This window comes from Bifidobacterium sp. LH_417 (assembly GCF_056357035.1).
Genome location: NZ_JBKEVI010000004.1, coordinates 1 through 12,412, shown reverse-complemented (window position 1 = coordinate 12,412; position 12,412 = coordinate 1). Strand labels below are relative to the sequence as shown.

General features: G+C 64.9%; 11 protein-coding genes and 1 pseudogene. 6 read left to right on the top strand and 6 right to left on the bottom strand.

Translation table 11 applies throughout. The features are described 5' to 3' along the window. Positions 1-133: 133 nt before the first annotated feature. Positions 134-679 carry a hypothetical protein gene (locus tag AC1AYR_RS03900; protein ID WP_476511596.1) on the top strand — a complete coding sequence of 182 codons (546 nt, stop codon included), beginning with the start codon at positions 134-136 and terminating at the stop codon, positions 677-679. Continuing rightward, positions 676-1,476, top strand: coding sequence for a DUF4417 domain-containing protein (locus AC1AYR_RS03895; RefSeq protein ID WP_476511597.1), 801 nt, complete (start codon positions 676-678; stop codon positions 1,474-1,476). Before AC1AYR_RS03900 ends, AC1AYR_RS03895 begins: the two co-directional genes overlap by 4 nt. A gap of 248 nt (positions 1,477-1,724) precedes the next feature. Here the strand turns inward: AC1AYR_RS03895 and rhuM are convergent. The 5 genes and pseudogenes from rhuM to AC1AYR_RS03870 all read right to left on the bottom strand — a co-directional run. Beyond that, positions 1,725-2,006, bottom strand: a pseudogene (gene rhuM / locus AC1AYR_RS03890) (RhuM family protein); the annotation flags it as partial. Positions 2,007-2,294: 288 nt separating this feature from the next. After that, positions 2,295-3,122, bottom strand: a complete 828-nt coding sequence (locus tag AC1AYR_RS03885) for an energy-coupling factor transporter transmembrane component T family protein (RefSeq protein ID WP_476511598.1) — start codon at positions 3,120-3,122, stop codon at positions 2,295-2,297. Positions 3,123-3,129: 7 nt separating this feature from the next. Beyond that, on the bottom strand, positions 3,130-4,680 hold the full coding sequence (locus AC1AYR_RS03880; RefSeq protein WP_476511599.1) for an ABC transporter ATP-binding protein: 1,551 nt from the start codon (positions 4,678-4,680) through the stop codon (positions 3,130-3,132). After that, on the bottom strand, positions 4,680-5,279 hold the full coding sequence (locus AC1AYR_RS03875) for an ECF transporter S component (protein ID WP_476511600.1): 600 nt from the start codon (positions 5,277-5,279) through the stop codon (positions 4,680-4,682). Before AC1AYR_RS03875 ends, AC1AYR_RS03880 begins: the two co-directional genes overlap by 1 nt. A gap of 247 nt (positions 5,280-5,526) precedes the next feature. Beyond that, positions 5,527-6,894: a M20/M25/M40 family metallo-hydrolase gene (locus AC1AYR_RS03870; protein ID WP_476555137.1), complete on the bottom strand. Its 1,368-nt coding sequence runs from the start codon at positions 6,892-6,894 to the stop codon at positions 5,527-5,529. Positions 6,895-6,962: 68 nt separating this feature from the next. On the opposite strand from AC1AYR_RS03870, the gene AC1AYR_RS03865 reads away from it, so the two are divergent. The 4 genes from AC1AYR_RS03865 (at position 6,963) to glnA (ending at position 11,908) form a co-directional block, all read left to right on the top strand. Beyond that, a complete protein-coding gene (locus AC1AYR_RS03865; protein WP_476511602.1) occupies positions 6,963-7,592 on the top strand; it encodes a DUF3043 domain-containing protein in 630 nt (209 codons plus the stop codon). 146 nt (positions 7,593-7,738) lie between these two features. Continuing rightward, positions 7,739-9,241 carry a dihydrolipoyl dehydrogenase family protein gene (locus AC1AYR_RS03860; RefSeq protein ID WP_476511603.1) on the top strand — a complete coding sequence of 501 codons (1,503 nt, stop codon included), beginning with the start codon at positions 7,739-7,741 and terminating at the stop codon, positions 9,239-9,241. A gap of 126 nt (positions 9,242-9,367) precedes the next feature. Next, positions 9,368-10,156 carry a DUF4191 domain-containing protein gene (locus tag AC1AYR_RS03855; protein WP_034526249.1) on the top strand — a complete coding sequence of 263 codons (789 nt, stop codon included), beginning with the start codon at positions 9,368-9,370 and terminating at the stop codon, positions 10,154-10,156. Between the two features lie 303 nt (positions 10,157-10,459). Next, positions 10,460-11,908: a type I glutamate--ammonia ligase gene (gene glnA / locus AC1AYR_RS03850; RefSeq protein ID WP_051922743.1), complete on the top strand. Its 1,449-nt coding sequence runs from the start codon at positions 10,460-10,462 to the stop codon at positions 11,906-11,908. A gap of 136 nt (positions 11,909-12,044) precedes the next feature. Here glnA and AC1AYR_RS03845 read toward each other — a convergent pair whose 3' ends face one another. Continuing rightward, positions 12,045-12,299 carry a hypothetical protein gene (locus AC1AYR_RS03845; protein ID WP_476511604.1) on the bottom strand — a complete coding sequence of 85 codons (255 nt, stop codon included), beginning with the start codon at positions 12,297-12,299 and terminating at the stop codon, positions 12,045-12,047. Positions 12,300-12,412: the final 113 nt, after the last annotated feature.

Here is a 12,412-nt window from a genome sequence, read left to right as displayed (position 1 = left end):
TCGTGTCATTCAATGATCAGAGCGGTCACTTCAGGCCGAGCTCCAAATCCATGGGCAAGACGGAGACCGCATTGCGCAAACTTTACAATAAGAATCACAATCTCTTCAGCACCAAATTCATCTGGAGTAAGAAATGAAGCACAACCCCGAACTCGACAACCAAATCAGGCTCTTCTTCGGTTTCGACCGGGATTCCGTATCCCGTAAGGAATATCAAACGCTGGAGGAACATACCGCATGTTTGGTGGACGAATATGGTTGGGATGCCGTCAGGCAAGCGTTTTTCCGCTACGTGAAGACCGAGTGTCGGACCGCAGACGACATCGCCCGGGTAGGATTCCGCTATGAGTTCCTCGGCTGGAACAATAAAGCGATTCCCGACCCGTATGAGTTCCTCGGGTATCTCTATTACAAAGCCGGATTCAGAAAGGCCTCTCCCGAGGCAGCACATGCCCTCGACGACCTGTGCATCACCGTCCTGCCCGCATCCGGCTATCCGGAGGCGAACATCTACTACCACCCCTATTACGCGGCGGAAGCCGACCCCAAGATGATCGCCGCAGTCGAACGCTGGCGTCAACGCGAAAGCAGCGAAACCGGCGAAGACGACAAGGACGACAGCACGGCAAACGAGCCCCATGAGCCCCCCGAGGATTCCAAGCGGCAGGAGAACCAATGACCGCATACGAACTGCACCAGGACGCGTTCGACATCCCCGGACTACGCGAAGCCCCTGCGGATGACGGCGACCAGCCATCGACCGCACAACCGCTGGCGCAACGTCCGTCACACCGCAAAGCGGTCATCAACGACGGCATGAACCCGGAGCTCGTCGCCGGCGCCGACTTCGACGGAATCCTCGGCATCCCCATCATCAAACGTCCCGACGAACTCGTCATTCCATCGAGCATCATCCCGTTCAGTAAGCGTGGCCGAGACGACGACCCCGCCGCCGCTGTGGGATTCTACGAGATGGACACCGAATTCGCCGACGTGCTCATCACCCCGGACAGGTTCATCGACGAATTCCGGCGGCGTCCGCTCATCGCCCCGGATTGTTCGCTCTACCGTGACGCACCACTTGCCGTACAGATCGCGAACACCTATAAGAGCCGCGCCATCGGCTGCTATTACCAATCCCGTGGCGTGTATGTGATTCCACAGATTCGTTGGGGCAACAGCCTGACCTACACCACCGAAGCATTACCGGAAAGACTCGCGTTCCTCGGCGTGAAAAAGCACAGCATCATCGCCATCGGCACCTACGGGTGTATTCGCACCGCGGACGACAAACGGGAATTCCAAGCCGGGCTCGACGCCATGATGGAAGCCTTGGAACCCGAGATCGTGCTCGTCTACGGCCCCATGCCCGACCAAGTCTTCCAACCGTTCGAGCATGCCACCGCGTTCCGTCGGTACGACGACTGGACCAGCCGTATGAAAAAGCGGATTTCCCCGCGGTCTCCTTGTCCTTGACGTTGTCGCCGTGATACTGCTCGACGAGCATGAGAATGTAGTCGACGGCGATTCTTCGCTCGTCTCACAAGCTCCATCTCGAAAATGAAGTCGTCGACCGGTGTTGTCAGGGGCTTCGGATCAAGGGTGTGCGCATCATAATCGCGGAGCATATTGAGCCCGGGCAAGTAACTCGAAACCACATCGGCGATACCGGAGACGAGTCGGTCATCGCTGCGGGCCAGTACTTTGACGACCTTCTCCAGTTGGTTCAACCGCCGCTCGTTGACGGCGTATCCCTCCATAAGATACCGATGCAGCACGCCAGTGGCCCAACGACGAAATTGCACACCACGCTTTGACTTCACTCGATACCCGACAGATATGATGACGTCAAGATTGTAATACTCGACCATATAGCTTTTACCGTCGGCGGCAGTTGTTGCAATTTTTGCAACAACTGCATCATCACAAGTCAATTCACCTTCATCGAACACATTTCTGACGTGTCTCGATATGGTCGATTTATTGCGCTCGAATAACTCTGCCATCTGGTCTCGCGACAACCACACAGTGTCACCCTGTACATTGACTTCCAGCTGCACCGAACCATCGTCGGATCGGTAGAGTTCGATATCCTTGGCCGACACCACTCACCCCCATTATTTCACGCCCGTTGACGAGCGCCGGGTCTCACTCATGTACCAGTTTACGAACCGCTCCGGAAACGGAACATGCATGCCGGTCCGAAAATATACCGTTCGGAATCGGATGCCGGCATGTCATGAGATGCCATACCGCTGCATGACCAAGGCCGCCGCTTCATGCCCGAAGCCGAATCACGCGCCCTGGAAGGAGAAGTGCCAGTTGCCGGTGGCGATGGCGACGCCGAGTGCGATGAACGGGATCACGAAGCAGATCGCGCAGAACACCGCGTCGATCGGATGCAGGCGCGAGACGCGCGCGGCCGAACGCGGGCCGGTGCCGCCGAAGCCGCGCGCCTCCATCGCGGTGGCGAGCTTCGTGGCACGTCGGATCGACAGGACCAGCAGGCCGAACGCCTGCGAGAACGCGCGCTGCACGGCGTTGCCGTCGCCCAATCCACGTGAACGGCGCGACAGTCCCAACGCACGCCAGTCGTCCTGCAATAGCGTGAACATGCGCATACCGGCGAGACCGCCGTACACGAACCGGGGCGAGAGGTGCAGGATCTGCACGAGACCGTCGGCCAGGTCGGTCGGATCGAGGCCGAGCGCGAGCACCACGCCGGGCACGGCGATGGCGAGCACGCGCAGGAACGTGGCGCACGCGAGATACACGGAGCCTTCCGAGACGACGATCCAGCCGGCGGTCCACAGAATCTCGCCGGACGTGCGGCCATAGAGCAGCACGGAGATGAAGCCGCCCACCGCGGCGATCCACACGGGCCACGTGCTGCGGCAGATGCGGATCGGATCGACGCCGCCGATCCACAGCAGGACGACCTCGAGACCGAGCGCCACGGAGGCGGAGACCACGTCGAGGCTCACGAACATGGGGATGCACAGCAGCAGCGCGCCGATGATGCGTGTCACCGGGTTCACCTTCGCGATGAACCACGAGGGGGACGCGGGCCGCGCCGGCTCCCTGCGCGCGGCCGGCGGCGTGACCAGAACCGTGTCGTTCATATGCTTCTCACTCCCCTGCAAATCCGAACATGATGCGGCGCGCGTCAAGCGCTTTGACGAGTGCCTCGTCGTGCGTGACGATGATGACCGCGGAACCCTGGTCGCGCACCTTGGCGATGAGGTCGACCATCTCGGTCCACGTGGTGAAGTCCTGACCGAAGGTCGGCTCGTCCATGACGAGGATTTTCGGCGCGCTGGCCAGCATGGAGGCGACGGACAGGCGTCGCTTCTCGCCACCGGACAGCGTGTACGGGTTGGCCTGGGCGAACCGGGAGAGGTTCATACGCTCCAGCATCTCGTCGGCGGTCGCATACGCTTGCGATTCGCTCGCGCCCATCGACTTCGGTCCGATGGCGACCTCGTCGCGCACGAGCGGGGCGGCGAACTGGTGTTCCGGCTCCTGGAAGACCATGCCGATGCGGCCGAGCAGTTCGCGGCTCCTCCACTTGTCCGGCTCGTCGCCGCGCGCGCCTGCGGCGATGTCGGCACGCACGCGCACATGACCGGCGAGCGGCTTCAGGAGCCCCGCGAGCGTCAGGGCGAGCGTGGATTTGCCGGCGCCGTTCGGCCCCATGAGGGCCGTCACCTCGCCGGGGAGGAATTCGAGATCGATGTGCTCGCCGAGCGGGAATCCGCGGCCGAAGCTCAGGTCCTCGGTGACGAGCGCGGGCTCGAGGCGATCCGAAGCCGTCGCACCCGCCGCGACGCCGGCCTCGCCATCGGTCGCGACGACGGTTGCGGCCGCGACGCCGTCCGCGTGCACGTGCGCCGGCGCGCGGTCCGGGATCTCGCGCCCCGGCACCCATGCGCCGCCCTGCGCGAGCAGGTCGCCGAACCGTCCGAACACCTCGTCCGGTGTTCCGTCGGCGATGACGCCTCCCACGTGCGAATCCGGATCGGGGTGTCCGATGACGATGACGCGGTCGATGAGGTCCATCCACACGTCGATGTGGTGTTCGACGACGACCATGGTCTGCCCGGTGCGCGCGAGCACGTCGCGCACCGCGTCATGCACTTCGCGCACGCCTTCCGGATCGAGGTTGGCGGTCGGCTCGTCGAGCAGCAGAAGTCCCGGCTGCATGGCGAGCACGCCGGCGAGCGCGAGCCGCTGGCGCTGCCCGCCGGACAGGTGGCGCGTGGAACGCTCGAGGTCGATGTCCTTCAATCCGACCAGGTCGAGCGATTCGCGCACGCGCCGCCACGTCTCGTCGCGCGGCACGGCGAGGTTCTCGCAGCCGAAGGCCGCGTCGTCGCCCACGCGTTCGAGGATGATCTGCGAATCCGGGTCCTGCAGGACGAGGCCGGCCTTGCCCCGGGCGACGCCGGCCTCGACGCCGTCGATGGTGAGCGAGCCTTCCTGCTCGCCTTCGTCGGATCCGCCGAGCACGCCGGCCAGTCCGGCCATGAGCGTGCTTTTGCCCGCCCCGGAGGCACCGAGGAGCAGCATGTGCTCACCGGGCCGGATGTCGAAGTCGAGCCCGCGCAGGGCGAAGTCCTTGCGCGTGGCGTGACGCCATCCCCAATCCTTCGCCTCGACGCGGGCGGGCGTGATGCGCATCAGACGCGCGCCTCGGCGCGGCCGGAGGCGAAGCGGTCGAGCACGCCGGTGGCGGCGATCGCCTTGTGCAGCGCCCACATGAGAGCACCGGCGATGATGACGCCGGAGATGATGGAGCCGACGAGGTACCAGCTGACGCGCATCGCGTTCCAGCCGGGGTTGGTCATCCAGTAATAGGCCCAGCAGGCGACGCCGGCGAGCGCGCCGGACAGGATGGTGGTGCCGATGTTCCACTTCTTCCAAGCGAACACGGCGAAGCCGATCTCGGCGGCGAGGCCCTGCATGATGCCGACGATCAGCGAGCCGCCGACGCCCCACTGGTTGCCGAGCGTGAGCTCGAGGAACGCGGCGAGGGTCTCGGCGAAGAGCGCGGCGCCCGGCTTGCGCACGATGATCGCGGCGAGCGGGCCGGCGAACAGCCAGAATCCGTTGAGCAGGCCTTCGAAGCCGGGGGTGACGGCCTCGAACAGGGCGAGCGGGGCGGCGCAGACGACGTCCCAGCCCCAGAAGATGACGCCGGATGCGACGGCGATGATGGCGGCGACGACGATATCGACGACGCGCCACTTGTAGTTGGTCTTGGCGACGGTTTCAGCCATGTGATGGTGCCTTTCTCTCTTGCTTCCTGCAAAGGCACGGGTGGAGGACAGTTCCGTGGTCGGCATTACCCGTCCACGTTCCATCGGTCGAGACCCGTTCGGTCTCCTCTCAGCCGCCGCGGGGCGGCTCCCGTGTCAGCCCTCCACCATAAACGACCGAACCGACGAAATCAAGGGTCCGTCATTCCCCACCCGGCGAGCGCCCATGTCGGATCGCCCCGCCGGGAATGGGGAACGGAGGGAGAGCTCACCTGCCAAGCTTGTCGAGCAGCAGGGCCTCGGTGATGACGTTGTTCTTGAGGCCGGAAAGCGAAATAGACTCATTGGGGCTGTGCGCGTTGGCCTTCGGGTCCTCCGGGCCTGTGACGAGCACCTGCGCGGCGGGGAAGATGCGCTGCAGTTCGGGGATGAACGGGATGGAGCCGCCCTCGCCCTTGTTGATCGGGGCGACGCCGAACGCCTCCTCCATCGCCTCGAGCGCGTCCTTGGTGGCGACCGCGTCCGGGTCCATGCCCCAGCCCATGCCGTTCTCCAGCTTGGTCACCTCCACCTCGGCGCCGAACGGCGCATGGGTTTCGAGGTACGCGGCGAGCGCGTCCTGCGCCTGTTCGGGGCGCTGGTTCGGCGCGGTGCGCAAGGAGAGGCGGAAGCGGGTCTCGGGGCTGATCACGTTGAACGAGCCATCGACCGGGTGCGCGTCGAAGCCGATCACCGTCAGGCTCGGCTTGGTCCACAGGCGGGAGGCGAGCGAGCCGGTGCCGGCAAGCGTGTACGAGTCGACGACGCCCGCGTCGGCGCGCACGCTCGCCTCGTCGAGGTCGCGCTGGAGGCCGCCGATCGGCTCCTCGGCGGCGACGCCGGGCACGGCGAGATCGCCGTCGGCGTCGTACAGGGAGACGATGAGCATCGCGGCAAGCGTGTTCGAGTCGAGGATCGGGCCGCCGTACTGGCCGGAGTGGACCGGGTGATTGAGGCCGCGCACGGTCACGTCGACGCAGGTGTTGCCTCTGAGGGAGGTGGTCAGGGACGGGATGTCCGCCGACCAGTTGCCGGAGTCGGCGACGATAATCACGTCGGATTCGAACTCCGCCTTGTGCGCCTCGATGAACGGGATGAAGCTGGGCGAGCCCATCTCCTCCTCGCCTTCGATGAACACCTTGACGTTGACCTTGAGATCCTGTCCGAGGGCCTTCAACGCACCGGAGTGGATGGCGATGCCGCCACCGTCGTCCGCCGAGCCGCGGCCGTAGAGGCGGCCGTCGATCTCGGTGCCGACGAACGGGTCGGTGTCCCATTCGGCCGGATCCGGCACGGGCTGCACGTCGTGATGCGCGTACAGGAGCACGGTGGGCGCGGATTCGTCGACGATGCGCGAGCCGATGACCTCCCACGCGCCGGGCGTGCCGTCCGGGTTCACGGACTGGACGACCTTCGCGTCGACGCCGACCTCACGCAGCTGCTCGGCGACGAATTCGGCGGACCGCCTCATGTGCTCGCCGGTGATGCCCTCGGCCGACACCGACCTCAGGGCGATCTTGCGGTTGAGGACGTCGACGATGCGAGTCCAGTCGGATTCCACGCGGGCGCGGACCTCGTCCGCGGTGAGCTTGGCCATGCGTTCTCCTTATATATAGTGCGTTCCTGCGCTTCTCGCGAGTCTAGACGTCACCGTAACCTGCAAGCATGACATGGAACCCGTTGAAGAAGAAGGAATCCGCGCAGGAGCCGGTCGAGGAAGCGACCGAACAGCCTGTCAAGCCGGTGAAGAAGGACCGCACGAAGAACGCGCCCACCCCGAAGATGAAGCAGGCGCAGGCGGCCGGCGTGCGCCCGCTGGTGCCGACCGACCGCAAGGCGAGCGCGAAGGCCGCGAAGGCGAAGTTGCGCGAACGTGAGAACGCCGAATACGAGGCGATGCAGAAGGGCGACATCAACCACATGCCGAGGGCGGAGCGCCTGCCGTGGCGCATCTACATCCGCGACTACGTGGACGCCCGCTTCAACATCGGCGAATTCTTCATCCCGGTCGCGTTCGCGATCCTCATCGCCTCGATGATCGTCTCATCCGTGGCGCAGAGCCAGACCGCCTCGATGGTCATGATGCTGGTCATGTACGTGTATCTGGCGGCCGTGGTGCTCGACGTGTGGCTCATGTGGCGCAAACTCAAGAAGAAGCTTGTCGCCAAGTACGGCGAACGCGCCGTGGCGAAGGGTTCACGTTCCGCGTCCTACGCGTGGAGCCGCGCCATCCAGATGCGCCGCTGGAGGCTTCCGAAGCCGCGCGAGAAGAAGCGCGGCCACTTCCCGGAGTGACAGGCAGCCGTTGATTGAGGGGCAGACGTGTTCTTGATGAACCGTCTGCCCCTCAATCGTTTTCTACGGCGGATTCCTCTTCCCCGCATGTGTTCTCTGCGAGGGAAGCCCCGGCATCGGGAAAATCGCCGGTTATCATGGGCACCATGACTGAAACGTATGACATCGCGATCATCGGCGCGGGACCCGGCGGCTATTCGGCGGCGTTGCGCGCGGCGGAACTCGGCAAGTCCGTCGCCCTCATCGAACGGGACGCGACGCTCGGCGGCACATGCCTCAACCGCGGGTGCATCCCGTCGAAGGCGCTCATCACCGCCACGCACACCATCGACACCGTGCACCGTGCGGCCGAGCTCGGCGTGCAGGCGCACGTGGACGGCATCGACTACGGCACGCTGCGAGACTACCGCAGGCATGTGGTCGAGACGATGACGGGCGGACTTGCGGCCCTGCTCGCGCATCGCGGCGTCACCGTGTTCCACGGCGCGGCCACGGATCTGCGCGAGGTCGCCGGAACCGCCGACGCCGCGGCCGGCGCGAACCTCGCCGTGACCGTCGCCGGAGACCCGGTCGAACGATTCCGCAAGGCCCAGGCCGCCGAGCCGTTGGCCCCGACCGTCGTCATCGAGGCGGGCGACGTGATCCTCGCTACCGGCGCCGAACCGCGCCCGCTGCCCGGCATCCCGTTCGCCGGCGCGCTCATCGACTCCACGCAGGCGCTGGAACTCGACGAGTTCCCCGCCTCCGCGGTCATCGTCGGCGCGGGCGCGGTCGCCGTCGAATTCGCGTCCATGTGGAACGCGGCCGGCGTGGACGTGACGCTCCTCATCCGCAAGGACCGCGTGCTGTCCGGCTGGAACCGGCGCACCGCCACGACCCTGACGCGCGAACTGGCGCGTCAGGGCGTGAAGGTCGTCAAAGGCACTGCCGTCACGCGCGTCGAGACCGGCGCGAACCTCGGCGCGACCGTCCACTACACGTGCGACAGCGGCGACGCCGATCACGAGGCGTACGGCGAGATCGTGCTCGCCGCGATCGGACGCGACCCGAACACGCGGTTCGACTGGCTCGCGCGCGCCGGCGTCACGCTCGACGACCACGGCTATGTCGCGTGCGACGCGCTCGGGCGCACGCACGCGCCGCACGTGTGGGCGGTGGGCGACATCGTCGCCGGACACGCGCTCGCGCATCGCGCGTTCGAACAGGGCGTGACGGTCGCCGAGGCGATCGCCGGACTCGACCCGAAGCCGGTGGACGAGACCACCGTGCCGCAGATCGTGTTCTCCCACCCGGAAGCGGCGTGCGTGGGACTGACCGGCCAGGAGGCGACCGCCGACCCGAATCTCAACAACGTCAAGGAAACCGCGTATCCGATGCTCGGCAACGCGCGCATGCTGATGAGCGGCGTCGGCGGGGCGATGACGGTCGTCAGCGGCGAACGCGCGGACCGGCCGGACGTGCCGGTCGTGCTCGGCGTGCACATCGTCGCGCCGGTCGCCTCGGACCTGATCGCCGAGGCGGAGCAGCTCGTCGGCAACCGGGTGCCGCTCGCCGAGGCGGCGCGGCTCATCCACCCGCATCCCACGTTCAGCGAGACGCTCGGCGAGGCGCTGCTCAAGGCGGACGGGCGTCCGCTGCACACGCGCTGACCGCGCGCCGACCACACACCGACCACGCACTGACCACGTGTCCCGGAAACACGCCACGCCCCGGGGCACGCATGCTGGTAGAATCAACGGCCAGTATGCGCAAATCCGACTCCAAGCGAGGGAAGAATGGCTGACAAGGACGAGAAGAAGCCCAAGAAGAACAGCACGATCAAGCAGATCATCCAGATCTTCAAGTTCACCTACAAGGACGACAAGCAGCTGCCGTGGCTGTGCGGCGGCGCGTTCGTCGCCCCGATCGTGCTGGCTGTGATCCTCGGCCTCGTGATGAAGTGGATGTGGCTCACCTGGATTCTCACCATCATCGCCGCCGTCATGCTCGGCATCCTGCTCGGCACGATGGTGCTCACCAACCGCGCGGACAAGGTCGGCTACAAGCAGCTGGAAGGCCGTCCGGGCGCGGCGGTCAGCGTGCTGAGCAACATGACCAAGGCCGGCTTCACCTTCCCGGAGCAGCCCGTGTGGGTGGACGCCCGCACCAAGGACGCCATCTGGCGCGGCACCGGCTACAACGGCATCTATCTGCTCGGCGAGGGCGGCCACGACCGCATCAAGCGTCAGATGGACCGTCAGGAGCATGAGATCAAGGGCGTGACCGCCGGCTCCTCCATCCCCGTCTACCGCATCATCATGGGCGACGGTTCCAACGGCACCACGCGCCTGCGTGACCTGCGCAAGACCATCACCCGCAAGAAGAGCTACGTGCCGACCAACCACTCCAACAAGCTCATGGCGTCGATCCATCCGCGCCGCCGTTTCATCCTCACCAAGGAGGAGCTGGCCATCCTCAACGACCGTCTGCGCACCCTGCAGGCGAAACGCGGCTACGGCATCCCGAAGGGCGTCGACCCGAACCGCATGCAGAAGGTCAGCCGTCGCGCGATGCGCGGACGCTGACGCCTCGCGGCGCTTCCCGAGCCGTATGAGGACCCCGATCGTCACCGGCGATCGGGGTCCTCGCGTATCCGGACGACCGCGGGTCCGCCGCACGACGCCGGCCGTCCGCGTTTCCACCGTCCGCGTTCCGGACAGGACGACGCCGGCCGCCGCTCCCCCGCACGCCCGGCGAACCGCGCCAACGCAACGATTAACGGCTTCCGTTACCTGTCCCGAAACATTCTCGTAACCGAAGTTTCGAGCGCGCGAAACGCACGTTCCTATGCTTTAGTCCTGTAAATCATTTCGATAAAAGGAGCGATCGTGGCTGAGAACAAGATCTTCGCCCATACGCCGGAAGAGGCCGAAGCCCTCATCAACAAGGAAGGCGTCGAGTACGTCTCCGTCCGTTTCACCGATCTGATCGGCGTGCAGCAGCACTTCACCGTTCCGGTCAGCGAGTTCCTGGACAACGCATTCACCGACGGCATGCCGTTCGACGGCTCGTCCGTGCAGGGCTTCCAGGCCATCAACGAGTCCGACATGAAGCTGGTCCCGGACGTGACCACCGCCTTCATCGACCCGTTCCGCAAGCACAAGACCCTGGACGTTTCCTTCTCCATCGTCGACCCGCTGACCGATGAGCCGTACTCCCGCGACCCGCGTCAGGTCGCCGGCAAGGCCGAGGCCTACCTGAAGTCCACCGGCATCGCCGACACCGCGTCCTTCGCCCCGGAGGCCGAGTTCTTCATCTTCGACAAGGTCCGTTACGAGAACTCCGCGCAGCGCTCCTTCTACGAGGTGGACTCCATCGAGGCCCCGTGGAACACCGGCGTCGACACCGAAGAGGACGGCACCCCGAACATCGGCTTCAAGAACCGCGTCAAGCGCGGCTACTTCCCGGTTCCGCCGATCGACCACAACCAGGATCTGCGCGACGACATGGTCGCCAACCTGCAGAAGGTCGGCCTGCAGCTCGAGCGTTCCCACCACGAGGTGGCGGGCGCCGGCCAGCAGGAGATCAACTACCGCTTCAACACGCTGCAGCACGCCGGCGACGACCTGATGAAGTACAAGTACGTCGTCCACGAGACCGCCGCCCTCGCCGGCAAGTCCGTGACCTTCATGCCGAAGCCGATCGCCGGCGACAACGGCACCGGCATGCACTGCCACCAGTCCCTGTGGAAGGACGGCAAGCCGCTGTTCTACGATGAGCAGGGCTACGGCGGCCTGTCCGACATCGCCCGCTGGTACATCGGCGGTCTCATCAAGCACTCCTCCGCGGTCGTCGCGTTCACGAACCCGTCGCTGAACTCCTTCCACCGTCTGGTCCCGGGCTTCGAGGCCCCGGTCTCGCTGGTCTACTCGGCCCGCAACCGTTCCGCCGCCATCCGCATCCCGCTGGCCGGCACCTCCCCCGCCTCCAAGCGCATCGAGTTCCGCGCCCCGGATCCGTCCTGCAACCCGTTCCTCGCCTTCTCCGCCCAGATGATGGCCGGCCTCGACGGCATCCTGAACCACATCGAGCCGCCGGCTCCGGTCGACAAGGACCTCTACGAGCTGCCGCCGGAAGAGCACGCGAACATCAAGCAGGTGCCGAGCTCCCTCGGCGAGGCGCTGAACGCCCTTGAGGAGGACAACGACTTCCTCACCGCCGGCGATGTGTTCACCCCGGATCTCATCGAGACCTGGATCGAGCTGAAGCGTGACGAGATCGACCAGGCCCGTCTGGCCCCGACCCCGCTCGAGTACGAGCTCTACTACCACATCTGATCGGCGGCCCTCAGAATCATTGAAATTCCAGCGATTCTGTCTATAAGGGTAGCCAAGCTGAGATAAATGAAACCCCTTCCGGATTATCCGGAAGGGGTTTCCTCGTATTAGATGCCATAGGAGGATTCCCGTAGGCTCATGGAGCTCCTCGCCCCGAGCAACGCCGGACAACATGGGAAACCGGCCGTTTCGGGTTGTCCGGCACGATAACCTGCCAGACAACACCGATACTTCTCATTTCCCGGTTGTCCGGCACGATAATCTGCCGGCTAATCCCAAATGATTCCATTGTGCGGTTGTCCGGCACGATAATCTGCCGGCTAATCCCAAATGATTCCATTCCCCGGTTGTCCGGCACATCAATCAGCCAGACAACATCGATTCTTCTCATTCGGCTCTATTGCTGTTTTCGTGGGTGGCAGTTCGTTGTTGAGCCGTTGTGGGGGTAAGTGAAGAGCGCTTTTTGGGTAGGATGTTTAACGACCAAGAAAAACACACCCAAAA